General features: G+C 51.0%; 25 protein-coding genes and 2 pseudogenes. 12 read left to right on the top strand and 15 right to left on the bottom strand.

Going from position 1 to position 23,409, the window contains the following annotated elements:
• The 4 genes from OJ965_RS00505 to OJ965_RS00490 all read right to left on the bottom strand — a co-directional run bounded on the left by OJ965_RS00505 (position 1) and on the right by OJ965_RS00490 (position 5,236).
• Entirely contained in the window at positions 1-2,385 is a 2,385-nt protein-coding gene (locus OJ965_RS00505; RefSeq protein ID WP_265135443.1) for a xanthine dehydrogenase family protein molybdopterin-binding subunit, read from the bottom strand.
• A complete protein-coding gene (locus OJ965_RS00500; RefSeq protein ID WP_265135442.1) occupies positions 2,382-3,374 on the bottom strand; it encodes an FAD binding domain-containing protein in 993 nt (330 codons plus the stop codon). Before OJ965_RS00500 ends, OJ965_RS00505 begins: the two co-directional genes overlap by 4 nt.
• Positions 3,371-3,835, bottom strand: a complete 465-nt coding sequence (locus OJ965_RS00495; RefSeq protein WP_009092803.1) for a (2Fe-2S)-binding protein — start codon at positions 3,833-3,835, stop codon at positions 3,371-3,373. Before OJ965_RS00495 ends, OJ965_RS00500 begins: the two co-directional genes overlap by 4 nt.
• Before the next feature lie 486 nt (positions 3,836-4,321).
• Positions 4,322-5,236 carry an alpha/beta hydrolase gene (locus OJ965_RS00490; RefSeq protein ID WP_265135441.1) on the bottom strand — a complete coding sequence of 305 codons (915 nt, stop codon included), beginning with the start codon at positions 5,234-5,236 and terminating at the stop codon, positions 4,322-4,324.
• 268 nt (positions 5,237-5,504) lie between these two features.
• Between OJ965_RS00490 and OJ965_RS00485 the strand changes: the two genes are divergently transcribed.
• The 7 genes from OJ965_RS00485 (at position 5,505) to OJ965_RS00455 (ending at position 11,222) form a co-directional block, all read left to right on the top strand.
• Positions 5,505-6,065, top strand: a complete 561-nt coding sequence (locus tag OJ965_RS00485; protein WP_265135440.1) for a fasciclin domain-containing protein — start codon at positions 5,505-5,507, stop codon at positions 6,063-6,065.
• 61 nt (positions 6,066-6,126) lie between these two features.
• Positions 6,127-6,675, top strand: coding sequence for a sigma-70 family RNA polymerase sigma factor (locus tag OJ965_RS00480; protein ID WP_265135439.1), 549 nt, complete (start codon positions 6,127-6,129; stop codon positions 6,673-6,675).
• On the top strand, positions 6,672-7,358 hold the full coding sequence (locus tag OJ965_RS00475) for an anti-sigma factor (RefSeq protein WP_265135438.1): 687 nt from the start codon (positions 6,672-6,674) through the stop codon (positions 7,356-7,358). The genes OJ965_RS00480 and OJ965_RS00475 overlap by 4 nt, the downstream gene beginning before the upstream one ends.
• A gap of 179 nt (positions 7,359-7,537) precedes the next feature.
• Positions 7,538-8,086 (top strand): GNAT family N-acetyltransferase, encoded by a 549-nt coding sequence (locus OJ965_RS00470; protein WP_150029188.1) that lies wholly within the window; start codon positions 7,538-7,540, stop codon positions 8,084-8,086.
• Between the two features lie 118 nt (positions 8,087-8,204).
• Complete coding sequence (locus tag OJ965_RS00465; protein WP_265135437.1) at positions 8,205-9,629, top strand: alpha,alpha-trehalose-phosphate synthase (UDP-forming); 1,425 nt, start codon at positions 8,205-8,207, stop codon at positions 9,627-9,629.
• Positions 9,630-10,352: 723 nt separating this feature from the next.
• Positions 10,353-10,622, top strand: coding sequence for a hypothetical protein (locus tag OJ965_RS00460; protein WP_265135436.1), 270 nt, complete (start codon positions 10,353-10,355; stop codon positions 10,620-10,622).
• A gap of 303 nt (positions 10,623-10,925) precedes the next feature.
• Positions 10,926-11,222 carry a hypothetical protein gene (locus OJ965_RS00455; RefSeq protein WP_265135435.1) on the top strand — a complete coding sequence of 99 codons (297 nt, stop codon included), beginning with the start codon at positions 10,926-10,928 and terminating at the stop codon, positions 11,220-11,222.
• A 107-nt stretch (positions 11,223-11,329) separates the two neighbouring features.
• Here the strand turns inward: OJ965_RS00455 and OJ965_RS00450 are convergent, their stop codons facing one another.
• The 4 genes from OJ965_RS00450 to OJ965_RS00435 form a co-directional block, all read right to left on the bottom strand.
• Positions 11,330-11,896 (bottom strand): GNAT family N-acetyltransferase, encoded by a 567-nt coding sequence (locus OJ965_RS00450; RefSeq protein ID WP_265135434.1) that lies wholly within the window; start codon positions 11,894-11,896, stop codon positions 11,330-11,332.
• Between the two features lie 159 nt (positions 11,897-12,055).
• Entirely contained in the window at positions 12,056-12,481 is a 426-nt protein-coding gene (gene arsC / locus OJ965_RS00445; protein WP_009092793.1) for a glutaredoxin-dependent arsenate reductase, read from the bottom strand.
• Between the two features lie 12 nt (positions 12,482-12,493).
• The gene (locus tag OJ965_RS00440) at positions 12,494-13,783 is read right to left on the bottom strand and encodes an arsenic transporter (protein WP_058957056.1); all 1,290 of its coding nucleotides are present in this window, start codon (positions 13,781-13,783) and stop codon (positions 12,494-12,496) included.
• A 43-nt stretch (positions 13,784-13,826) separates the two neighbouring features.
• Positions 13,827-14,147, bottom strand: coding sequence for a transcriptional regulator (locus tag OJ965_RS00435; RefSeq protein ID WP_150029207.1), 321 nt, complete (start codon positions 14,145-14,147; stop codon positions 13,827-13,829).
• A gap of 176 nt (positions 14,148-14,323) precedes the next feature.
• On the opposite strand from OJ965_RS00435, the gene OJ965_RS21305 reads away from it, so the two are divergent.
• Together OJ965_RS21305 and OJ965_RS00425 are read left to right on the top strand one after the other, a co-directional pair.
• Positions 14,324-14,464, top strand: a complete 141-nt coding sequence (locus OJ965_RS21305; RefSeq protein WP_420874780.1) for a hypothetical protein — start codon at positions 14,324-14,326, stop codon at positions 14,462-14,464.
• 266 nt (positions 14,465-14,730) lie between these two features.
• Positions 14,731-15,549, top strand: a complete 819-nt coding sequence (locus tag OJ965_RS00425; RefSeq protein WP_265135433.1) for an AraC family transcriptional regulator — start codon at positions 14,731-14,733, stop codon at positions 15,547-15,549.
• Here OJ965_RS00425 and OJ965_RS00420 read toward each other — a convergent pair.
• Together OJ965_RS00420 and OJ965_RS00415 are read right to left on the bottom strand one after the other, a co-directional pair.
• Positions 15,520-16,158 (bottom strand): LysE family translocator, encoded by a 639-nt coding sequence (locus OJ965_RS00420; RefSeq protein WP_265135432.1) that lies wholly within the window; start codon positions 16,156-16,158, stop codon positions 15,520-15,522. The genes OJ965_RS00425 and OJ965_RS00420 overlap by 30 nt on opposite strands.
• Before the next feature lie 385 nt (positions 16,159-16,543).
• Positions 16,544-16,878: pseudogene (locus tag OJ965_RS00415) on the bottom strand (phage tail protein); the annotation flags it as partial.
• Positions 16,879-17,039: 161 nt separating this feature from the next.
• On the opposite strand from OJ965_RS00415, the gene OJ965_RS00410 reads away from it, so the two are divergent.
• Positions 17,040-17,372: a hypothetical protein gene (locus OJ965_RS00410; RefSeq protein ID WP_265135431.1), complete on the top strand. Its 333-nt coding sequence runs from the start codon at positions 17,040-17,042 to the stop codon at positions 17,370-17,372.
• A 355-nt stretch (positions 17,373-17,727) separates the two neighbouring features.
• On the top strand, positions 17,728-18,168 hold the full coding sequence (locus OJ965_RS00405) for a WapI family immunity protein (protein ID WP_265135430.1): 441 nt from the start codon (positions 17,728-17,730) through the stop codon (positions 18,166-18,168).
• A 64-nt stretch (positions 18,169-18,232) separates the two neighbouring features.
• Here OJ965_RS00405 and OJ965_RS00400 read toward each other — a convergent pair whose 3' ends face one another.
• Both OJ965_RS00400 and OJ965_RS00395 read right to left on the bottom strand, forming a co-directional pair.
• A complete protein-coding gene (locus OJ965_RS00400; RefSeq protein WP_265135429.1) occupies positions 18,233-18,397 on the bottom strand; it encodes a tail fiber assembly protein in 165 nt (54 codons plus the stop codon).
• Between the two features lie 314 nt (positions 18,398-18,711).
• A complete protein-coding gene (locus tag OJ965_RS00395; protein WP_186806406.1) occupies positions 18,712-18,939 on the bottom strand; it encodes a hypothetical protein in 228 nt (75 codons plus the stop codon).
• A 66-nt stretch (positions 18,940-19,005) separates the two neighbouring features.
• Between OJ965_RS00395 and OJ965_RS00390 the strand changes: the two are divergent.
• Positions 19,006-19,921 (top strand): annotated as a pseudogene (locus OJ965_RS00390) (phage portal protein).
• A gap of 42 nt (positions 19,922-19,963) precedes the next feature.
• Here the strand turns inward: OJ965_RS00390 and OJ965_RS00385 are convergent.
• Genes OJ965_RS00385 through OJ965_RS00375 form a run of 3 tightly spaced genes read right to left on the bottom strand, consistent with a single transcriptional unit; the run spans position 19,964 to position 23,278 of the window.
• Positions 19,964-21,073, bottom strand: coding sequence for a serine/threonine-protein kinase (locus OJ965_RS00385; protein WP_265135428.1), 1,110 nt, complete (start codon positions 21,071-21,073; stop codon positions 19,964-19,966).
• Positions 21,070-22,137: a protein kinase family protein gene (locus OJ965_RS00380; RefSeq protein WP_265135427.1), complete on the bottom strand. Its 1,068-nt coding sequence runs from the start codon at positions 22,135-22,137 to the stop codon at positions 21,070-21,072. Before OJ965_RS00380 ends, OJ965_RS00385 begins: the two co-directional genes overlap by 4 nt.
• A 34-nt stretch (positions 22,138-22,171) precedes the next feature.
• Positions 22,172-23,278 carry a PP2C family protein-serine/threonine phosphatase gene (locus tag OJ965_RS00375; protein WP_265135426.1) on the bottom strand — a complete coding sequence of 369 codons (1,107 nt, stop codon included), beginning with the start codon at positions 23,276-23,278 and terminating at the stop codon, positions 22,172-22,174.
• Positions 23,279-23,409: the final 131 nt, after the last annotated feature.

Genomic DNA, 23,409 nt, shown 5'->3' with positions numbered 1-23,409 from the left:
TCAGATGATTTTGTCGAGCGTAATCGGCAGATCGCGCACGCGCTTGCCGGTCGCGTGGAACACGGCATTACTGATCGCCGCCGCCACGCCGACAATCCCCAGTTCACCGACGGCTTTCCCGCCCATCGTGGTCGCCTCAAAATCGGGCTCCCCGACGTTGATCGTGGTAATGCTCGGGATGTCGCCGTTGACCGGCACCAGGTAGTCCGCCAGGTTGTTATTGATCACCCGGCCATTGCGCGGATCGATAATGCCCTCTTCCATCAGCGCCTGACCGACCCCCATGATCATCCCGCCAATCCACTGGCTGCGTGCCAGTTTCGGATTGTAGAGACGGCCACTGTCGAGCGCGGCCACCATGCGTTTTACCCGGATGGTGCCGAAATCCTCATCAACCCGCACTTCCACAAACTGCGCGCTCCAGCTGTGCGCCGAAAACGCTTCGGGCCGGCTCATGTCGTTCAGGTTGCGCACCATTTTGTCGCGCTCGCTTTGCGACATATCATCCGGGAAGGTGCCGCCAGTGACCGTGAGGCTCTCTGCCGGTGCCAGCGTCGCCAGCTGTGCCAGTGAAACCGCCAGCCCGCTGCGCAGAGTGTGCTGCACGGCGTCGCCTTTCAGCGTGAGCTGAGAGGCGGGGGTGCCATTGAGCGGTGACTGTGGCAGCTCGCTGGCCAGCTTCAGAAGCTGCGCGCGCATTCTTTTAGCGGTGTCGTTCACTGCGGCGGTGACGTTACCTGCCAGCTGCGAACCGCCCGCGACGCCGGCGCGCGGTAAGCGGGTGTCACCCAGCTCAACCTCAATGGTGGTGGAGTCGACGCCCAGAATGTCGGCGGCGGTCTGCGCCAGAATTGTGTAGGTGCCGGTACCGATATCTGCGCCTGCACACTGCACCACAAACCGGCCCTGCGGCGTCAGGATGATTTTCGCCTCCGCCGGCAGTTTGTTGACCGGATAGGTGCCGGAGGCCATGCCCCAGCCAATCAGTTCGCGTCCTTCCCGCATTGAGCGCGGCGTCATAATCCGCCTGTCCCAGCCAAACGCCTCTGCTCCTTTCTGATACGCCTCTTTCAGACGGCGCGAACTCCAGGGGAGATCCAGCTGGTAATCTTTATCGGCCCAGTTGCGCAGCCGCAGTTCCAGCGGGTCGATGTTCAGGGCATAGGCCATCTCATCCATGGCTACTTCAAGGCCAAAGGCGCTGGGATTTTCACCCGGCGCGCGCATCCAGCCAGGCGTAACGGTGTTGATCGGGCGCACCTGATGCTGAGCGGAGACGTTCTCCACCGCATACATGCGGGCGGTCACCTTGCTGCAGTTCTCGGCGAAGACGTCAATCAGTGACGTTTCACTGAAGCTGCGCTGGATAATCGCCTGAATTTTACCGTCACGCGAGGCGCCCAGCTCCAGCTGCTGCGAGGTAGCCGGACGACCGCCCAGGCCGGTAAAGGTCTGCGGGCGGGTCAGCGACACTTTGATCGGGCGCTTCAGCGCGCGTGACGCCACGCACGCCAGTGCAACGTGGGTGTAAGGCACCGGTTTTGAACCAAAGCCGCCGCCGACGTAAGGCGAGATAATCCGCACGGCTTCGGTTTCAATGCCCATCCACTCGGCGATCTCCACCTGCGCGCCCGCCACCCACTGACTGGGCTCCCAGACGGTGATCCTGCCCTCCTGCCAGTGTGCCACGCAGGCGTGCGGCTCCATCGGCATGTTGTATTCGCGCGGGGTGGTGTAACGCTCGCTCAGACGCACGTCGGCCTGCTGCATCGCCTGCTCTGCGTCACCCATATCGATATCCTGCTTCGACACCGGTTTCGGCTCCACGCCCTCATCGGTGGCGAAAATCAGGCCTCTGGACGTTTCATACTCAATCTCAACCAGCGAGGCGGCCCAGGTAGCCTGTTCAAAGGTTTCTGCCACCACCAGCCCGATGTTCTGACCATTGTGGATGATCTTGTCGTCCTGAATCGGGGTATAGGTTGACTGCGCTGCGCCACCGTCTGCGATGGCGGTGGGCTTGTTAATCTTCAGAGGGTTCAGGTGGGTGTAGACCGCCAGCACGCCTGTGGCCTGCTGCGCTTTTTCCACGGACATCCGGCTGATACGACCGCTGGCGACGGTGGACTGGATGACCACACCATACAGCGGATTTTCCGGCTGATGCTCGACCGCGTAGCGCGCTTCACCGGTGACTTTCACTTTGCCGTCACCCCGGGAGCGTGCTGCGCCTAATCCCTGAACCGGATTGGCCGTTTCTGGCATAGCCGTGGCGCTGTCGCTGGCGCTGACACTCTGCATGTGCAGACCCAGGCTGCCCGCCGCTGAGATCGCCGCCGTGGCCTTTAATAAATCCCGACGCACCTTGTCATTCACGTCACTCATGCGGTTTCTCCTGCTGCCATCAGCGCGCGGGCAATGACCCGCGGCGCCAGTTTTACTTTATAGGCGTTGTGAGCCAGCGCCTGCGTCTCCTGCGTGATCAGCTCTGCGGCCTGGAACACCGTCTCTTCATTGAACGGCTGTCCCTCCAGCGCCTGCTCAACCGACCTGACCCGCCAGGGTTTGGTCGCCACGCCACCCAGCGCAATATGCACCTGGCGCATGACCCCATTCTCCAGCGTAAAGCCCGCGGCGGCACTGGCGGCGGCAAATTCGTAGGAGCTGCGATCCCGGACTTTCAGGTAGTGTGAGTGACGAAGGGACGTGGTCTGCGGCACTTCGATCGCCACAATGATCTCATCCTCGCGCAGGTCGTGCTCACGATCGGGCGAATCGCCGGGCAGCAGGAAGAAGTCATCAATCGCGATGCGGCGGGTCTCACCCTGCTGATTCTGCACCACCACAATAGCGTCAAACGCCACCAGCGCGACCGCCAGATCGCCCGGATAGACGGCAATACAGCTGTCACTGGCACCCAGAATAGCGTGGTTGCTGTTGACGCCATCCCGTGCGGCACAGCCGGAGCCGGGGTTGCGCTTATTACAGGCAGAGAAGGTCGCCGGGTCGCGGTAGTAGGCGCAGCGGGTGCGCTGACGCAGGTTGCCTCCCAGCGTCGCCATGTTGCGGATCTGCGGCGATGCGGCCTGCCAGAGGCTGCCGTAAATGGCTGGTGCCCTCTGCTGACACTCGGGATGATCGGCCAGCTGGCTCATGGTGACCAGCGCTCCCGCCGTGATGCGGTTTTCATCAAACTGCAGGGTTTTAAGTGTGGTCAGTCCGGTAATGCCAATTAGCTGCGGTGGCGTGAAAACCCCACACTTCATCAGATCGAGCTGCGTGGTGCCCCCCGCCAGCAACTGGCTGCCAGCCTGCTGTTTCAGTGCAGCGGCGTCTTCAGGCGACTGCGCTACTTTCCAGCTGAATTCATTCATGCCGACTCCTTCGCCATTTCGGCGGCGGCCTGTTTAATCGCATCCACGATGTGGGGATAGGCGCCGCAGCGGCAGAGGTTGCCGCTCATATATTCACGGATCTCATCCTCTGACCCGGCATGGCCCTCTTTGATACAGGCGACGGCAGACATAATCTGGCCCGGCGTGCAGTAGCCACACTGAAAGGCATCATTTTCCATAAAGCAGCGCTGCACCGGGTGCAGTTCACCTTCGGCGGAGGCCAGCCCTTCGATGCTGGTCACCTGCGCGTTGTTTGCCTGAACTGCCAGGGTCAGACAACTCAGCACCCTTTCACCATTTATCAGCACCGTGCAGGCTCCGCACTGTCCCTGGTCGCACCCTTTTTTCGTGCCGGTCAGATTAAGATGCTCGCGCAGTGCGTCGAGTAGCGTGACCCGCGGGTCGACCTGCATCTGTTGCGGCTGGCCATTGACCTGCATTGTTAGCGATATTTTTTCCGACATTGTTTGCTTCCCATTGTTGGCGGGCTGAAAGATATAGTTTTTATTGGCTTACTGCTGACGGGATCTGAATCGGGGAATAGCGTGATAACCCTAATCTTTACGCGCGTATCTCTGACTTAAGGTTTAGCAGCTTTTTCGCAATCTGGCGGAAGGATTGGGGAAAGTCAGCGTTATCCGAAGCGCTGAGCGGCTGAAATGGATATAGCCGCATGGCTTAAAATATTCTAATGCATTGATTTTTAGTTTTTTATCAGGACGTCTTTTGAATACAACCCTAACGGCGGCCTGTATGACTTTTTCGATAAGATTTTCCGGTAACATCTATCCCGGGGCGATTTTCAGGTGTAGTGGCAGGCTGCAAAGCGACGTTGCACCCCACCTGGACAATCTGCCTGTGTAGGGCTGGCTTTGGGACGGCCGCAGGATGTGGTGTCCGGAGTGAATCAGTAAGCTGCTGGAAACTTATGCACGAAGGCGATCGAAGCGGGCAAAATGCTGTTCAATACTGTCACTGGCTTCAAAAATAGACTCTAAGTGATTGCATTGCCTGATGATGCTGCAGAACAGGTTCGGGTTACCACATTCTTCAATAAATGATTTCATCTCCCAGGCATCTGTTAATTCATCTTGTTCTGCAAACAGAAGAGAAACGGGTATTGTCAGGGCTGAAATCTGTCTGGCAGGCTGACGCGGTGTCAGGGCGTTTGCCATATTGACGCTATATCTCCTGACAAAATCTGGCCTTACTGACAGCACTGTCTCAGGAAAGTTAAGCTTAACGGCTAAGCTGGCACCACAGATCATCCCCCTGCTGAGCGCATTCAGGATGAATGGCCACTTGTTGATCGAGGCAAAAGGTGAGGCGGTTTTTCTGAATAGGTTTGCTGGTGCGAAGGGGCCTAACTCGGGGGCAAGCAGAATCAGGCTGTCGGTTTTCTGACAAGGCGTATGGCGCGTGAAGTAATTAATCAGCATGCCTCCTCCGCTGGAATGACCCAGAAGATGAATTCTGGCTGAGGGAAAGGTGTCTGCCAGCAACTCAATCACCGTGTCAACATCACGCCAGATTTGTTCAGGATGGGAAATGTGGCCTTCCGGACCTGATGACTCGCCGTGTCCCCGAATATCGACAAGGCAGACACACACGGATTCACGCTGGCTTATCTGACGGGCCGGGATATCGTATCCGGCGTCTGAATTTACGCCGCCACCGTGATAAATCACCAGAACATCGTCAACTTCGCCTGCGGGTTCCCAGGTCCGGATCTGAATCCCGTCTATCCTGCGTGCAATACCCTCTTCAGCACCGGGCAATGCCGAATTAAGCTGTTTATAGCGATTGTTGAAACCCATAAAGTCAATCACATCAAAATCCATTTCTGATAGTTAAGCCCGCCGGATGCAGGTGATGAAGAATGCCCTATTTTTTGTGAAAAATCCTCGTCACTACATTTTCCACTCACTTTACATCTATCAGCATGCTGTTTCCCGCACCGCAGTAAAACGGCAGATGTCCAGGGAGCTGACGCGACATCCGGGTAACAGAAAAATATTTTAAATTTCTTTCATCCGTTTTCCCTGCTCATTCGTATTAACAGACAGGGGCAATCTGGCCCTGTCTGCAAACTCAATGAGGGAAGTGAAAATGAAAGCATTCCTGCCAACTCTGATTTTTTCAGCTTTAGTTTTCAGCAGTGCCACTTACGCGGCGAGCATGAGCAGCGACACGGTGATGGTCGGCGGTGCCGCCATGTACCCGTCGAAAAATATCGTACAGAATGCCGTTAACTCAAAGGACCACACCACGCTGGTGGCCGCCGTTAAAGCCGCCGGGCTGGTTCCGACGCTCGAAAGCAAAGGCCCGTTCACTGTTTTTGCACCCACCAATGAGGCGTTTGAAAAACTGCCGCAGGGCACGGTCGACTCTCTGCTGAAACCTGAGAACAAAGAGAAACTCACCAGCATCCTGACCTACCATGTGGTCTCAGGAAAACTGGATATGCAAGCGCTGGAGAAGAAGATCAAAGCGGGTGGCGGCAAGGCCGAGCTGAAAACGGTGAATGGTGCGTCGCTGTGGGTGATGGCAAATGGCCCGCATAACATCCAGCTCAAAGATGCGCAGGGCAATATTGCCAGCATTACAACGTATGATGTCAACCAGAGTAACGGCGTTATCGATGTGATCGACACCGTGCTGATGCCATAACGCATTACCTATACTGTGTGTGGCCACCAGCACGGTGGCCACACCTTTCACAGGGAAGCCGATGACAAAAAATGTGCCCCCGATTCAGGGCGACTTAATGAACCGGATAGCCTGCGGCGACAAAGCGGCACTCGCGCAGCTTTACCGCGTCCTCTCGCCCCGACTTTACGGCATTATTCTGCGGATGGTCAGACGGCGGGACTGGGCAGAAGAGATCCTGCACGATACCTTTATTCAAATCTGGCAGTCAGCAACCTATTACGATGAGCGGCGCAGTGAACCGCAGATCTGGCTGAGTCACATTGCCCGTAATCGGGCGATCGATTTCCTGCGTAAACATGAGAACCGGTGCTGCTCTATGGAAGAGATTGGCGAAGCGGAAGCGGGTTTTCAGATATCTCTTCCCGCCGATGAGAGTCAAGCAGAGGCGCGGCGGCTTCAGCACTGTATGGCACACTTACCTGCTGAAGAGCGACAAAGCCTCTCGCTCGCCTACTACCGTGGCCTGTCCCAGAGTGAGATTGCCCTCTCCATGAGGCAGCCTGAAGGAACGGTAAAAAGCTGGATCCGGCGCGCGTTAACTCACCTTCGGGAGTGCATAGGCCTATGAATGGTCCCGAACACGACGATCTGATGGCGGCAGAATATGTCCTGGGACTCAGCGACCCGGAAACCCGTCTCAGGCTGGATAAACGCCTGACTGAAGATGACGCCTTTGCCGCGGAGGTGCTGCACTGGCAGAAAGCGTTCAGCGGTATCGATCTGATCACCCCGGAGGCCACACCTCGCGCGGCTGTCTGGCGGCAGATTGAGCGGGATATTAATCGGCACGCTGCCAACACAAAACTGCCGCTCCGCCATCCCGGCGTCTGGCTGGGCTGGGGCCTTGCTGCGGCACTCTCGGGTCTGCTCCTTTTTACTTACCTGGACAAGCCGGAGATCCCCGAGACGCAGCAGCCGATTGCGGTTCTCAGTGGCACGCAGCCCGATGCACAATTTGTGGTGACGCTGGACAGGGCCGCTTCACACCTTCAGCTTTCTGCGCTTAACATTACGCTGCCGCAAAACAAGAACCTGCAGCTGTGGCTGATCAGAGGCAGTGCCCCGCCGCGATCGCTGGGCCTCATTACGCACCCTGACCATAACGTTTTCCCGCTTCCTCCTGGTACGTTAGATCATCAGACGGTCCTGGCGATAAGCCTGGAACCGGTTGGAGGATCAACGTTAAGCGGACCGTCCGGACCGGTCATTTTCCAGGGCAAGGTCACGCGGCCTTCATCGCCAGGCGCATGAGGTGATAAGGCCAGGATCAGAGGTCGCTGCTGCACGCCCGATTTTCGATTCCTTAAGTCTGGTAACTGATTTGCAGCGTTTTTACACTTCATCCGTTTCTTTTTACGCCTTTTTTACGGGCTGAACGTTTTAATTAGCGACTCCGGGCGCCTCTGCGCCCATGTTCAGGGAAGTCGTGGATGAAATGTTTTACTAAGCCCTATTCCATAGCAGGAGGCAGCGATGCTGCCGTGGCTGAGCTTGCTGAACAACAGCGCCTGCGTCTTATCTCACCCCGCAAATGGTTCAGAGATGCCATTGAGGTGAATACGGATCCGGCGCTGCTGAACACGCGCCTGATTGCGCAGTGGCTGGGCGCAACCCTCCCGGATGCCCGCTCACTGACGCTGGCGCTGAACAGCAGCCTCTGTTTTGGTCTTTACCGCAATGGCCGGCAAATCGGTTTTGCCCGGGTCGTGACCGACATGGTGGAAACCTGGGTGATCAGGAATCTGTTCATTTCGCCCGAGTATCGTTTCGTCGGGCTCGGCTCATGGCTGCTGCACTGTTGCCTGTCACATCCCGGCGCCAGAGGCTGCCGTAATATCATCGCCATGGGCGAGCCCGTTCCGGACTTTTTCGAACGCAACGGATTTATGGCTTTTCCCTCATTACCCGGCGTCTACGTGACGACGCTGCATGACGGGAATCACACCCCGGTTTGCACAAACAGCGCCAGCAGGCATTAAGCCGTCGGGGCGCACACGCATGAGCGGTTTTCTTCAGTTTATTCTCCGACCTCCGATTAACAGCGACAGGCTGCGCGGCGCTTTTGCCTGCCTGCAGCCGGCCCTTAAGGAATACATCATGTCAGGCCTGATCCTTGTTTCTCATAATCAGTGTCAACGTTCGACGCTTACAGCTATCTATGACGGCATTCTTTCCCGACAGGGAGGACTCTGGATTAGCTGGGATGGCAAAAGCAGCGTCATCCCTGACGATGCATCAAGACCCTGCGCCGTGCAGCAGACAGGCCAGTATGAAACCGTTACCTTCCCGATGACGCCGGGCGAGCTGAATGAAGGGTATCGCCATTATATTCACAAAGGGCTCTGGCCCGTTTTTCATCAGCGCCCCGACATGGCCCGGTTTTCCGCCAGCGGCTTCCAGGCGTATAAAAGTCTTAACAAAGCCTTTGCGCGCGCGATTTGTGAAAACATCACGCCCGATGATGTTATCTGGATTCAGGATTATCACCTGCTTGGCTGTGCCGCTTTTCTCCGTGAAGAGGGACTGATCCAGCCCGTGGGTTTTTTCCTGCATCAGCCTTTCCCCGCGGGCAGGATATTTGAAACCATTCCTGAATGGCGCTGGCTGACGGAATCGCTGTTGTGTTGCGATCTGATTGGCTTTCAGACCGTGCAGGATATGAATAACTTTATCGTCTGGCTGGAGGGGGAATTCCGGACTGAACGCCTGGAGTCGCACTGTTTTCGTATTCACGGCCGGATTATCAGGGTGGGCGTATTTCCGGTGGGGATTGACCTGGATGATGTCCAGGCTCTGCGCGAGAGCAACAGCTGTGCCTTTATGGAGATGCAGTGCCGCGACAGCCTGCCGGAAAACAGGGTGCTCAGCGGCGGCCATCTTGATGAGAGTTCAGGCCTGCCTTACCGAATCAGCACCCTTGAAGTGCTGCTGCGCAGACATGACTGCTATCAGAAAAACATTACGCTGCTGCAGCTGGCCTCACCGGCAGCCGGACACGAACATGATGCGTCCGCAGTGGGCCAGGCACTGGAGGCGCGCTGCGGAGAGTTTAACGGGGTACATGGCGCCATGAACTGGTATCCGGTGAACTATCTGACGCAGGCTTACAGCCGCGAGGAACAGGCCGGGATCTATCGAGCCTCACGCGTGGCGCTGGTGACGCCATTAATGGCGGGCATGAGCCTGATGGCCAAAATGTATGTCGCTCTGCAGGACCCGAATAATCCCGGCGTGCTGATCCTCTCCCAGTTTGCCGGTGCAGCCGAGCAGCTGGAGGGTGCCATCATCGTTAACCCTTACGATCCTGACGGCATGGCCAGTGCGGTACATACTGCATTGCAGATGCCGTTACGCGAACGGCGAAATCTGCATGCCCGTCTGATGAACATCCTGCATATACACAACAGCCATGCCTGGGCCGGGTCCTTTCTGCGCATGCTGATTAACGTGCCGGATGAACCGGCGTCACTGCCGCCACCAACGGTTTTTCCACGCCTGAGCAGCAGCCGGGCGAGGTACTGAATCAGCGCTATCTCCACGTCCGGGATGATGCGCCTGTATGCATCAACGCCTGTCGCCGGAATAGAAGCAGAGCAGGCTTTTAACCGCTTTTATGCGCAACGTTATCCTGCTCTTCACGGGTTGGCCTCTGAAACCAGACTGAGCTTATGTGACAGCTTCGCGGTTCTTTATACATGATGAATTATAAATGCTGCATGGAGAATATCTTTTTTAAAGATTAAGCGGCTAATTATTATCAGGTTATTGATATGAGGCTTTATTTTTTTCCGCTGATTGAGTCGCTGGCTGTCATTTAAGTATCATGGTTGTGTTTCATGTAACACCTGGAAATAACACTACACGCTATAAAAATGAATGAAACATCAAACTCAGCTTTTATGAGTATATTTCCAGACGTGACTTACGGTAGTTTAAGTCGCAACGAATTATTACCTGCTTTACGCAATGCGTTTCCGGTTCTGTTAATGCGTTCGGGATTATTCTGAAAAAGGAAGGTGCCCGCTTTGTCAGTGATGACCCTGACCGCGCCAGTCATATAATCTGAATAACCGTACATCGTAAATGACGTAATAAAATTTTATGGCAGAAATGCTTATTAACAGAGGCCTGCCGACTATGGCTTATATTGCGTGTTCTGCGCTCAGATTTATGATTGCTTTTCCCACGCGCTGCGCTCAACTCAGAGCTGACAGCGTCCCATTACTCAAGCTAAGAGGATTTATTATGTCGGCATCTGTGATTAAAAACGTGCTTAAAACGACAGCTTTAGCAGCAGTCGTCATGGCCGGTTTACAGGGCGCTTCGTTTGCCAAAGAGCAGCCTTCTCAGATAATCCCTGATTCAGCTTCAGCCGGAAGCGTATCTGTAAAAAAACCGGGGGCTACTGTTGATGCAAGCGCGGTAAAACTGGCCGCCTGGCATCACCATCTGGAGATTAACAAAAGCTGTGACGATCCGTCACTGGGTGTGGGTTGCGGAGATGGCGACGCATAACATCTGAAAAGTGCAGACACCTTGCAGAGGTGTCTGCACTGATGTGCATCAGATAAAACATTCTGCCTTCGGCCCCATCGCCTCACTCCATCATTTACGCCGGCCTTGTCAGCATCTTAAATTCGTACTGAGTGTTATTTCAGAGGTGCTCAGAGAAGAAACGTCATCAGCGATGTTAAAAAAATCCTCGCTATAAATGTCATATCCTGGCGGAAAGTGGTCTTTTGCTAGTTTACTAAAAAATAATGTGAGTATGCTTTGGCGGGTCGTTTTAATGAAAACTACCACAACAGGATGGATGAGATGAAACAGGTCAGGATTTACATACTCAAAGACAGACAGTCAGCAAAAATTTATTTCCGTACACACTGGCCCCGGCATATGATTTCTCTTCCCGCTTTTAATATATATGTCAATAATGTCTATCTGAGTGATGAGTGTCAGGTCATTGCCACCGTGACCTATCAGGAGGGAGCCGACATACAGGCTATAAATCAGGAGTATATGACCAGCGAGGCCTTCAGGTCTGACATGAAAGGTTTCGACATGTCCTCAATCCTCCGGGTAGAGGAAATCAGCATTAAAGAAGCCCTTTTCTGACTTCGCGATTTTCTCAGCCAGCATACATACACGCCCCTGGCCGTGAATGCTTACTCAGGCAGCGTGCAGGCGACTGGCCCGCTTCAGGCACTCCTGACCCGACATCACTATTCCGCAGGCCCCTCTGCCCTGCTCGCAGGCCAAATCGGTGCGACAGCCTGACCGGCAGAATCGCCAGACAGTGCCGGACTGCCGGAAGCCAGTTCACTGAGGAGGTGACCATGGAGATAATAACTCACGATATCGCTATTTATTTTGCCCCCTAATGACTGATAAAAACCGTTTGCTTCAGCGTTTGATTTCTCGGCATTCCAGCTGAGGCTACGACACTCATGCTTCAGAGCGAGTTTCGCCATAAAACGCATGAGGGATTTACCTGTACCCTTACCTCTCTCACGCCGGGAGACATACAGCTCTTTAATGTGCATTTCGCCACTGTACCGCGGCGAGGGATAGAGAATAGTGCAACACGCCAGCCCAGTGATTTCAGCATCGCGACGCGCCCTGAGCACCAGCGTAGCGGAGAGCGGACTGAAGAGTCGGTTACTGAGATAATGCTTCAACAGTGCTTCCTGAATAATGCCCTTACCATAGTAGTGCTCTTCCATCTCGGTAAAAATTTTCACCATGGATTCCCATTCATCTGGCGGACATATTTCTACTGTTACTTCCATGTTTACTCCCTTTCACTGAAAAAATGCCACAGTCGAGCCGGGGTTTAGCCCAACCACAGCCCTTGACTCTTTGGCCCCATATATAAATGAGCTTAGCCTTGAGCGAAAAGCGGACGCCCTATAGCGTTACCAGGCGTCCGTTCACCTGAAGTGGACGGATTACTTTACCCGCTTCCCCGTTTCGTCAATAACCTTCTCGCCATCCTCTTTTGTAAACGCGCCTTTCTGACCTTCCGGCAGAATATCCAGCACGATCTCTGAAGGGCGGCAAAGACGAGTGCCCAGCGGCGAAACCACTATCGGTCGATTAATCAGAATCGGATATTGAAGCATGAAATCAATCAACTGCTCATCACTGAATGTCTCTTCATCAAGACCCAGACGTTCATAAGGCTCAACGTTTTTACGCAGCAAGGCGCGCACCGTAATCCTCATATCTGCAATAAGTTTGATAAGCTCATCACGGGTCGGGGGCGTGTCGAGATAATAAATTATTGCAGGTTCGTTACCGCTGTTGCGGATCATTTCCAGCGTGTTGCGTGAGGTGCCACAGGCCGGGTTGTGATAGATGGTTATGTTGCTCATATCAGTATCTCATTACAAAGTGACAGAGAGCCGCCACGCCAGCGCCGCCAGAGTGACAAACAGAACGGGCACAGTCATGACAATGCCGGTTCGCACGTAATAACCCCAGGTAATCGTGATATTTTTCCGGGCAAGCACGTGCAGCCACAGCAGGGTAGCCAGACTGCCAATCGGGGTGATTTTCGGCCCTAAATCGCAGCCAATCACGTTGGCATAAATCATTGCCTCTTTGACGACACCGGTCGCCGTGCTGCTGTCAATCGACAGCGCGCCAATCAGAACTGTCGGCATATTGTTCATCACTGATGAGAGAAACGCCGTCAGGAAGCCGGTACCGAACGCCGCTGTCCATAAACCCTTGTCTGCCAGCAGATCCAGCACGCCAGACAGATACTCCGTAAGCCCTGCATTGCGCAGGCCATAGACGACCAGATACATGCCAAGCGAGAAAATAACGATCTGCCAGGGTGCGCCGCGCAGGACTTTCCCGGTGTTAATGGCATGGCCTCTTTTCGCCACCACAAACAGCACTGCTGCGCCAGCCGCTGCTATCGCACTGACCGGGATCCCCAGCGGTTCCAGAACAAAGAAACCGACAAGCAACAATAACAGCACAATCCAGCCCGCCCTGAAGGTTGCCAGATCTTTTATCGCACTGGCTGGCGTCTTCAGCAGCGAAACGTCATAGGTCGCCGGAATATCCCTGCGGAAGAAGAGATGCAGCATGACCAGCGTGGCCACAATCGCTGCCAGATTCACGGGCACCATCACGGAGGCGTACTGCGTAAAGCCCAGGTCAAAGAAGTCTGCCGAAACGATATTGACCAGGTTAGAAACAATGAGCGGCAGACTGGCCGTATCTGCAATAAATCCTGCCGCCATGATAAAGGCCAGTGTTGTGCCCTGGCTGAATCCCAGCGCGAGCAGCATCGCAATGACAATTGGCGTCAGGATCAGCGCGGCACCGTCATTGGCAAACAATGCAGCAACAGCGGCACCCAGCAGGACTATCCAGGTAAATAAAAGGCGGCCACGTCCGTTACCCCAGCGGGAGACATGCAGAGCGGCCCATTCAAAGAAGCCGGACTCATCGAGCAGCAGGCTGATGATGATGACTGCAATGAAAGCCGCTGTCGCATTCCAGACGATATTCCAGACAACGGGAATATCAGCGATATGGATGACGCCGGTTCCGAGCGCCAGCGCAGCTCCGATACTTGCGCTCCAGCCAATACTCAGCCCTCTGGGTTGCCAGATCACCAGTATCAGCGTCAGTAAAAATATCCCTCCAGCCAGTAACATTTCAGACTCCATTACATATGATTACGTGAATATGTTACCTGCGTTAGCAGGAGGTGCAGGCCGATTTTACCAGCCATTCTCGCACCTCTTCCCGCAGGCACTGCCAGGACGTCGTGATTGTCTCAGCGGCCCACGCTGGTATATGCGGTGACAGACGATAGTGGACCCACTTACCCTCACGACGATCAAGCACAAGCTTCGCCTCGCGAAGAAGCGCCATATGGCGTGATATTTTGGGCTGTGATTCGGACGTGGCTGCACAGATATCGCATACACACAGTTCTCCGGATTCCCGCAGAAGCATCACGATGGCGAGCCGTGTTTCATCAGACAGGATTTTAAAAAGCTGAACAGGCTGTAGCATTTTCCACTCCGCGCCTTCGAAAACATATATGTTAGTTCATATGTATTGAGTTTAAAACCACCCAATTCCTCCGCAGAAGAAAATGGAACAATTTTCAGCCCTGAACACTGAATGCTTTGTTCAGCGCATTGCTGAAGCGGGAGCCACCATCAATCCTGATCTTTTATGGCTCAGCTATGCCGCAGAGTAAGCCGGTCGCTGCTGACGGCATGGGCGCGATGGTGGAAATCCTGAATCCCTCTGATTTACCCCTGCCTGATGATGCGCCGGAATCGCAACCCAGCGTTACCGGGGTGCGCAGTCTGGTCAGGTGGTAAAAGCGTGGCAAAAGTTCGACAAAAAAGGACGAATGAGACCTTCTTCATGGCATGACCGCTTCGTCGATGCATTAAACATTCTTCCATTCGGGACTGACTATCGACAGACGTATCTAATCCTGGGCAGTCGTCCAGAGCTGACAATTTCCTGACACCAGAGACCGTGCCTGAAGGAAATGTTTTACTGGCATTACATCTGTTGATAAGGCACTCAGTAAATGGTTTTATCAATAACTATTCATGAATGCTGAATAAGGCCATAAGCATTGTCATTAGAATCCGCAGAGTGGTTTAGCCGGAATGGCATAGAGTGTTCACGGGTCAGAGCCCGTAACTCTGGCTTTCCGAAACATCTCCACGATGAATATGTCATCAGTGCAAACCTGACGGGGGTAGAGGAAATCTGGCTGGCGGGAAAAACCGCTTATGTCAAAAGTGGGCAGGTTACCTTATACAATCCGGGAACGATTCAGGCTTCACGTTTTGATACTCACGCAGTTGAATTTATCAGCGTACACATACCTCAGGCTCTGATAAAAAAGCTGGCTGAGGAGGAGAATCTCAATAGCGCTCACGAAGCCCCGGTTCTGCGCGAAGGCATAATCAATAACACCCGCCTGTTTGACGCGCTGACCCGTTTTGCATCATCGGCCCGGCTTAATGGGGGCATGGATGAGGAGCAGGAACTGGTTTTACTTTGTGGTGAACTGCTTGAGTCGCCAGCTCTGCTTCAGCAGGGGGATGAACAGAAAATCAACCTTGTTATTGGCTACCTGCGGGAGCACCTTAGCGTAAGACCGCAGCTTGAGATGCTCGCTCAGCTGGCAGGGATGAGTAAATATCATCTTGTTCGCGTCTTCACCCGGCACACTGGTATGCCGCCTCTGCAATATCACATGCAGCTTCGTCTGCACCATGCCCGCGACCTGCTTCGCAGAAATGTGCATCCGCTTGATGCAGCTCTCGTGCTGGGATTTTACGATCAGAGTCATTTCATTAATGCATTTCGCAAAGTGATGGGAATTACCCCCCATCACTATGCTTCGCAGGTCAGATCAGGCCACTATAAATTCCCGGTACCCTGAGACAATCACGTAAACCGCAAAATAGCTGAATATGATCGCCGAGGCGATAAAGGAATATTTAAGCAGGCGTTGACCCAGCAGTTTGCCGCCAAAACTACCCACCAGGCACAGGACACACGTCCAGAACATGCCCGCGATGAAAAATCCTCCCAGAAACCAGGAGGTAGCGGCAACATTGTGCGGACCCATCCGGGAGATCAGCGCACCGCCCACGGTCGCAAACCAGAGAATGGCCGAGGGAGAGGACATGGCAAGCACTACACCACGCCCGAATTCACGTATGAGCGGACGGGAGTGATGCGTTTCGCTCACGTCAGGCTCCGAAGCGTTTCTGAAAGCAGCTATCAGCATTTTGCCTGCGAACCAGAGAAGCATCGCGCCACCCCCGATCCACAGTATCCAGCGAACGACTTCATACTGAAGCAGTACGGCCATGCCCGCCAGCGCCAGTAATGCATATGCCAGATCACCCACACACGTCCCCATTCCCAGCCAGAAACCATGAAAATATCCGCGTTGCATGGCAAGGGTGATCATCGCAATATTGGCAATCCCGATATCAAGACACAATGAAAGGCTCAGTAAGAAGCCATTCGAAAACTCGATCATAATGTAAAGCCTCTAATCGTCTTAACATCCCCGTTTACCCGACCAGTTAAGCAGCCGATCGGTAATTCGTATTGGAAGAAATTGCGCGAAGAGGCAGAACGAAGGACACATCGTATCCTTCATCAACGACTTAGCTGAGCCGTAATGTTTAATCGGTTCGCACGTCTGGTCGCCCCCCTCTCCTATCTTTTCCGGACGGGAAGCGATAGCTGTTGGCGTCCTTGAAAAGATTCATTCCCTTTAGTTTTCCTGGCAGTACCATTTATCCGGCTCCTCAGCTGTTAACCGACGCGGCGAATTTCGCCAGATAGGGATCGGTAATACGCTGGCGCAGAGTTAGATCTTCCAGCGGCGGCACTGGAGTGTAGGCGTAGTCAATCGACAGCGTGCCCGCCTCCAGCGAATCGAGGCCCGGCATGCCGAGAATGCGCGGCTTGACGTCGGGCTGGGTCTGCGCGCTTAATAGCGCCTTCATGCCGGTGTACTAGCCGTTTTGGTCGGCAATCGCCTGCATTGCGGCGGCCAGCGTGCCTTTTTTATCGGCTTTATCGATACCCCCTGCACATTGGTCAGGAGTACCAGCGTGTTCAGAGAGAATGCGGTCGCGTCTGCGTCGTCGGCGGTACATACCAGACCGAAAGTTGCCGTAAAGACGATGGAAATAGTGCACGTGGCGTCGTTAATTTCGACGACGCGGACACTGTGATGATAATCGGACATCTAATGCACCCCATTATATGGGTGTACGCAGATTATCAGGTCAGGCGTGTCGATGTTTTCGATTGAGGTTTGGTATGGGAGGAACGGGCATTTACCGGGGAATGATCGTTTTGTCTTCCTGTGGCACTATTAAAGGCCATCACTAAAAAGAGGGAACGAGAATGATTTCAGGGACCGCAGAAAGACAAGAACCAGGGCGGCATTACACCTTTGAGTCAAGATTGCCTCCCGGCGAGTTTTTTGAGATTCGGCCACAACATCTCCCGCGCAATGCTCAGCCAGTGCTTGATGAAACAAGCGGCATGTGTATTGGCTATAGCGTGGCGCAGGCCCCAGGCCTCTGGCAAATTTATGATGCTAACGGCCATTTTGTCCGCCTTGAAGAAGCTCCGCTTGAAACACCTTTAATCGATCCGACAGATATTGCACTGATTGCTTTTGGTGTTTTCCGCATCCTCCGCACTGGACGTGCTTTATTTGAAGCTGGTACGTGAACGGCCATTACAGCAAAGCTTAGCCAGGGAACCATTTCATTTTTGCGCGCCCGATTCAAACTCGGCTTATCTGCCCGCAACCTTAAAATGACCGAAACGGCTGCCAGGCACATGTACGAAACCGGTCGATACGTTCCTTTACATATTCAGGAAAAAGCTATTCGCTACGGCAAGCGAACTGCCGATCCCCGGAAAGTTAAGGGACTGTACAGATATGAAGTTGAGATGTACAAGCTGTATCGTAGAAAGGCCACCACTGAATATAAAAAAATACACACTGGAAGTTGTGGTAAGAGAGTCCGACTGGACAATCACCCACTTTATGTATTTTTAAAAACCCGACAGGAACGCATCAATGTTTGATATAAAAGATGAGAAATTCACATTTTCAGTTTCTCCTTTTGAAAGAGTAGTTGATAACGACATTGACCCCGAGCATCATCGCTGGGACTGGATAAAATCTTTTGTTGAATTATCTGTTCCTGGCCTGAAAGTACAGTTTCAAACTGAATTTACAGTAGGCGAGCTTTTGGTACTACACGACCAGATTGCAGCACACCATAAGGCTTTGATTGCGCAGCATGAGATAGAGCCTTTCGAGTTTCAAAGCCAGAGCCATCAACTGAATATGGTGATCAGGAAAATCACTGGCGGCGATGGTGTAATTATTGAATATGACCTTCGGCCTGAAGCGCATTCGGACAGTGTTCAGGTTAAAGGCGATTTCGGTATCAACGAAAGCTACTTTCCTGATATTTTAAAACGGCTGGATGAAATGATTGAATGGCAGAACTAAGCAATCCAGCCTCTAAAATATTCCTCTGACAATCCCTGCTGTTGTGGGGATTTTTATGTAAGCTTTATCGGTCAGATAATATCGGCGCGGCAGTATCAACGGCCTGCATGTACTTCATCCATACGGTAAGCGACGCCTTATCCGCATCGGTGATAATGTCGATCCGCGGTTGCGTCTGCGTGATAATGCCTGAGGGAGAGTCGCGCGACGCGGTGATTGCTATCGCCATACCGTCTGCCGTGAACCAGACTGTTTCGCTACGATGATCGACCACATTCTGACAGCCGCCGTCGCGGTAAACTGCCCCAAGGCCTGACTCTGCAGAAAGCGGCGCGCTGCTGCAAGCGCACGCCGGTAAACTCGCGGGTAATGCTGTCGTTGTTCTAACTGTCAGCATGCCGGCCGCTTTTATCCAGGGTAATCTTTGCCATTATGCGGCCCTCGCGATTTAGTTAAATGCGATGTTGCGCGGACGCGTTTTGTTTCAGCGATGGATAAATCTTTGCCAATAGTGAATAGGTAGCGGCGCTGAACGATGCGCCGTTACACTTTAGCCAGCAGGGGCGGTGCCGCCGATCCGTCGCCCAGGCCCAGCGCGGCCAGCGCTTTCGTAACCAATCCGCCGTCCTTAATTTCCGCGAGTGCGTTAGCCGTTTGCAGATACGGCTTGTGCGGACTGGCGGCGGCAATGTGCGCGACCAGCGCCTTGTCGGCGTTAGCCTTCACCTCAATCACCACATTATCCAGATACTGCCGCGTTGCCAGCACCACCGCTGGATCGATTTTTAGCGTGACCGCGCTCGGCGGCTCTAATCCCTCAATTCTGGAATTTTACTGATGAGCAAACGCAGAGGTCGCAAGGCTCACACCACCAACGCGCAGCCAGTACAGGCAATCGCACCGCAGCAGCACACAGAGGCTTTTACCTTTGGCGATCCGACGCCGGTTATGGATAAGCGCGACATTCTGGATTATGCCGAGTGCATCGGTAACGGGCGCTGGTTTGAGCTGCCGGTCAGCTTTATCGGGCTGGCTAAAAGCCTGCGCTCGGCCGTGCATCACAGCTCGCCGATTTAGGTAAAGCGCAACATTCTGGGTAAGTCGCCGCGCCTTGAAACCACCCTGGCTAAATTCATCCGCAGGGGCGTGAAGGACAACGTTTACTGGTTTGTGAATGACGGGAAAAAGCCGCATGAGTTTTCGGCCGGCAGCGTGTTTCACCTGCTGGAGCCGGATATCAATCAGGAGCTGTACGGCCTGCCGGAATACCTCAGCGCGCTTAACTCCGCCTGGCTGAATCAGGCAGTGGCGCTGTTCCGTCGCAAATATTACCAGAACGGCGCGCACGCCGGTACATCCAGTATATGACCGACACGGCGCAGAGCAGCAGCGACGTTGACCGGATGCGCCAGGCGATGCGGGACACGAAAGGCCTGAGTAACTTCCGCAACCTGTTCATGTACGCGCCGAACGGTAAGCCGGACGGCATCAAGATCCTGCCGCTTAGTGAAGTGGCGACGAAAGACGATTTTTTTAACATTAAGAAGGCCAGCCGCGATGACCTGTTAAGCGCGCACCGCGTACCGCCGCAAATGATGGGGATTATCCCGGATAATACGGGTGGGTTTGGTTATGTAGAAAAGGCATCAAAATTTTTTATCAGAAATCAAGTTGTTGCACTTCGGGAAGATTTAAAGAATTAAATGAACATTTAAACTTAGAAATATTCAATTTTGAAAGTTATGCATTCTAAACTAAGGCCTGATGTGTCACATACATCAGGCCAAAATATTAGTCAATTTTTTAAGATAAGTACGGTTGCACATCGCCCTCGTGGATATCCAGGAAAAGTATTAAAACAAACCTCTTCACCTGCCTCGAAAGATGATTTCCCATATACTTCAGAGGAATGATAAAACCACTTCTCGGCAGTATCAATATCTCTTATAAATCCTGTTGAATCAAATGGAATACCATATGATTCTATGACACCCCTGAATCTTTCATCATTTGAATAACAAATTTCGTCGAAACGAGCTAAAACATCATCTGCAGTTGGACGAACACTTGCATCAGGATTTAAACATTCTTGAATTAGATGCCATAACTCATCTTCAAGAGCTTCCACAGATTTGTGTCTTCCAAAAGTGGCAGGTTTTTTTAACTTGAATATACCATCTTGATACCTAGCAACGTCTCGAATTGCCCTTCTACCTGTGCCGAACGGAGGCTCGCCATTTAGAAGATGATAAGCAATGCAACCCAGAGCCCATATATCCATAGGTTGACCAGCATTCTTCCAATCATCCCAACATTCGGGCGCCATGTATGGTACGGCTCCAAAAAGAGTTTGAGACGTTGTCAGAGTATTATTATCCTTCTCAAACAACTCAATCTCCCTTGCCATTTCATTTTCTGCAAGTTTTGAAATGCCAAAGTCGGTAAGCTTTATTTTAGACATATTTAAATCATTGGAAACCATAATATTACTAGGTTTCAAGTCTCGATGACATATACCATTCCCATGAGCTTCCACCAATGATTTCGTAAGATTCTTTATTACATGTGATGCAAGGTGAGGATCTAGATAATAAAAATCCTCTTCTAGCCTCTTACCTAAATCTTTACCCTCAATATACTCTTCAATCATGAACGTTAGTTCGTCATCTTCATAATAATCTAAGGTAGAAGCAACGTTAGAATGATGTATTTTAGCTCCCATTTCTGCCCCACGCTTAAACCGCCTGTCTTTAACACCTTGCTTGGGGGTTTTTAAAACAACAAACCTATCTAAAACAATGTCATGTGAATAATAAACCTCTTGCATCCCTCCCGCAGCTAGATATTCAACTATGGTATATCTATCGATTAAAATATCACCTTCGTTAAATTTTGTAGTAATCATATAACAAGTTCCGGATGAGAAGATAAGAAAGTTACAAATCGTCGATTGGAGCCAAGATCTGGCCTCCCAAATGTTATCAAACAAGCATTAGGAAGAGAGCTCCCTACTTGAGCTGGTGAGTTATTAATATATACATCCCCAATAACTCCATTAATTATAAAATCAAAACCGGTATAATTTACTACAATCTCACCATGACTAAGTTTGATTCTAACACCAGTTTTTGAGTGGGATAACTCATAAATACTGCTGGATCCTTCAACAAATAACCCTTTATGTTTATTATACAAAAGATGTTTGTAAATGGTTGAAACCAAACTCTCTGCGCTCGGTCGCAAACTTGGGTCATAACTTAAACATGAATCTATTAGGTTAATTATTTCAGCATCAAGTTTACCACGTAAGATGTTTCCTATAGATGTATACGCACTATAAGACATTGGAGGTCTCTCAAGTAAAGCTGTGCAAAAGCCTTTGAATGAAGAAACTAAATTCCAAGCACATATACCAAAAGCATAAATGTCCATTTCAGAAGTTATTTTTGCATTATCTCTATATAATTCAGGGGCTGCGTAAATAACCGTCCCTCTATTCAACTTAGTTAGATAATCCTCATCCGTAGAAGAAAGTCCAAAATCAAAAATTTTTAACACACCTGTTTCGGTAGACTTTATATTCTCAAGTTTTAGATCACGATGCACTATATTAGAGCTATGCAGGTCGAATAAAGCCTGACTTATTTGATATAATATAATCAGATAAGAATAAGAATCAAAAGGAATTTCTTTATGATAGCTCAGATAATCCCGGCCTTTGAGATACTCAATTATTATACCTTCAAGAAACCCCGACTCAGGATTTTTTATCAAGTCATAAATCTCAATTACATGGCGAGACCTTGCCTTGGATAACGATTGTATTTCGTTAACTAACTGATCGTTATCTTTAGGCCGACTCATTTTCTTGTAAAGAACCTCTCTGTCCAAGTAGGTATCTCTTACTAACTGGAGATTTCCGAACCCACCCGAGAAAGTTTTTCCTTTAATAGGTGTGTACCTTTTCAATTTTTAATCCTTTATACTTATCCTGAGATTATTGTTAGGGTTTAGTGTCACTTTTGAGATGGAACTCCTCAATAATGATATCTTCCTTATTTCTCTCTACTTTTTGATCTTCCTTTTTCTTTAAATCACCACTGCTTATTTTTTTAATACTTTTTTTATAATTGTTTTTTTTAACTTGGGCATTCTTCTCTTGAGATATCAGGCCGAATTTAGTTTTACAATCACCACACCACAGTGAAATAGTATTGTAAAAATAAGAATCTTTAATAGATTCAATTTTTTGTTGGAGAGCTGGCAATGAAGGAACGGCAATCACAGAAGAATTATCACCACCTCCTAGCCAATTAGAAGAAATTACAACTCTTCTAGCAACCTCATTAGGCGGAGAATTTTTTATAATCTTCAAAAAGACCTCTTCTGATTCCTTCCATGTACCATCACTAGCTAAAATAAAACCTTCGGGGAAATTCTCCTTATGATGGAAATTAAAACTCAAGTCAAGTTCTGATCTATTTCTTTCGCCCAATGCTTGGCTTAAAGCTCCTCCTAACTTCATTTCGTTAAGAGCAGACGCATCCTTTATCTTAAGATGTGCTAGTTCATTCTCGAGAGTATCATCAATGCTTATTTGATTTAACTCCTTTAAGGAAGGCTGCCAAGAATAAACTCTGCTATCGCCAATATTTAATGCAATAGTCTCTCCAGATGAAGATGCGAGAAATAAGCTAAGAGTAGTGGCTCCTCTACCTGACAAAACTTCCCTGATTAATTTATCAGATTCTTGCACTATCTTTGTTAATTTTTCACTAAGTGAGCTTCTATCATAAGAATAACTGAGTTTGGTTAATATAGTACTTATGGCTAATGATGCCGCAATATCACCAAACTCTGAGCCACCGACTCCATCGCACAATAAAGCACAAAAGTAGTACTCTTTATTACTAAAATTTATAATACTTAATGCAAGCCTATCTTCATTCCGCTTTCTAATTAACCCAGGGTGTGTAGAGAAAAACAAATTGAAATCATCATCCTTGATGGTAAAGCCCTGATTAAAAGAAGCATTAATAATTTCATTAAATACTTGTGCATGAAGAGGATCATTTAACATCTTAGAAATATCTTTGTTTCCTATCAACATATTCATGCCTATTAGCTATATGATTGCGAGCTAGATTTTTTTGATATTTGTTAGGGACTATCTAACTAATCTAAACCTGAGTCTTTACAAAATCAAGAAGATGTTAATGCTTAGATTTGCCTTAGCGCGCA

This window comes from Pantoea anthophila (genome assembly GCF_026104315.1).
Taxonomy (GTDB): domain Bacteria; phylum Pseudomonadota; class Gammaproteobacteria; order Enterobacterales; family Enterobacteriaceae; genus Pantoea; species Pantoea anthophila.
Note: the sequence above shows the minus strand (reverse complement) of the source record. Positions and strands in the feature narration are given on the sequence as shown.

Bases quoted from the DNA above. Each gene is read 5' to 3' on its own strand.
- OJ965_RS00505 (WP_265135443.1), bottom strand. From the start codon at position 2,385: ATGAGTGACGTGAATGACAAGGTGCGTCGGGATTTATTAAAGGCCACG.
- OJ965_RS00500 (WP_265135442.1), bottom strand. From the start codon at position 3,374: ATGAATGAATTCAGCTGGAAAGTAGCGCAGTCGCCTGAAGACGCCGCT.
- OJ965_RS00495 (WP_009092803.1), bottom strand. From the start codon at position 3,835: ATGCAGGTCAATGGCCAGCCGCAACAGATGCAGGTCGACCCGCGGGTC.
- OJ965_RS00490 (WP_265135441.1), bottom strand. From the start codon at position 5,236: ATGGATTTTGATGTGATTGACTTTATGGGTTTCAACAATCGCTATAAA.
- OJ965_RS00485 (WP_265135440.1), top strand. From the start codon at position 5,505: ATGAAAGCATTCCTGCCAACTCTGATTTTTTCAGCTTTAGTTTTCAGC.
- OJ965_RS00480 (WP_265135439.1), top strand. From the start codon at position 6,127: ATGACAAAAAATGTGCCCCCGATTCAGGGCGACTTAATGAACCGGATA.
- OJ965_RS00475 (WP_265135438.1), top strand. From the start codon at position 6,672: ATGAATGGTCCCGAACACGACGATCTGATGGCGGCAGAATATGTCCTG.
- OJ965_RS00470 (WP_150029188.1), top strand. From the start codon at position 7,538: ATGAAATGTTTTACTAAGCCCTATTCCATAGCAGGAGGCAGCGATGCT.
- OJ965_RS00465 (WP_265135437.1), top strand. From the start codon at position 8,205: ATGTCAGGCCTGATCCTTGTTTCTCATAATCAGTGTCAACGTTCGACG.
- OJ965_RS00460 (WP_265135436.1), top strand. From the start codon at position 10,353: ATGTCGGCATCTGTGATTAAAAACGTGCTTAAAACGACAGCTTTAGCA.
- OJ965_RS00455 (WP_265135435.1), top strand. From the start codon at position 10,926: ATGAAACAGGTCAGGATTTACATACTCAAAGACAGACAGTCAGCAAAA.
- OJ965_RS00450 (WP_265135434.1), bottom strand. From the start codon at position 11,896: ATGGAAGTAACAGTAGAAATATGTCCGCCAGATGAATGGGAATCCATG.
- arsC (WP_009092793.1), bottom strand. From the start codon at position 12,481: ATGAGCAACATAACCATCTATCACAACCCGGCCTGTGGCACCTCACGC.
- OJ965_RS00440 (WP_058957056.1), bottom strand. From the start codon at position 13,783: ATGTTACTGGCTGGAGGGATATTTTTACTGACGCTGATACTGGTGATC.
- OJ965_RS00435 (WP_150029207.1), bottom strand. From the start codon at position 14,147: ATGCTACAGCCTGTTCAGCTTTTTAAAATCCTGTCTGATGAAACACGG.
- OJ965_RS21305 (WP_420874780.1), top strand. From the start codon at position 14,324: ATGCCGCAGAGTAAGCCGGTCGCTGCTGACGGCATGGGCGCGATGGTG.
- OJ965_RS00420 (WP_265135432.1), bottom strand. From the start codon at position 16,158: ATGATCGAGTTTTCGAATGGCTTCTTACTGAGCCTTTCATTGTGTCTT.
- OJ965_RS00410 (WP_265135431.1), top strand. From the start codon at position 17,040: ATGATTTCAGGGACCGCAGAAAGACAAGAACCAGGGCGGCATTACACC.
- OJ965_RS00405 (WP_265135430.1), top strand. From the start codon at position 17,728: ATGTTTGATATAAAAGATGAGAAATTCACATTTTCAGTTTCTCCTTTT.
- OJ965_RS00400 (WP_265135429.1), bottom strand. From the start codon at position 18,397: ATGGCGATAGCAATCACCGCGTCGCGCGACTCTCCCTCAGGCATTATC.
- OJ965_RS00385 (WP_265135428.1), bottom strand. From the start codon at position 21,073: ATGATTACTACAAAATTTAACGAAGGTGATATTTTAATCGATAGATAT.
- OJ965_RS00375 (WP_265135426.1), bottom strand. From the start codon at position 23,278: ATGTTGATAGGAAACAAAGATATTTCTAAGATGTTAAATGATCCTCTT.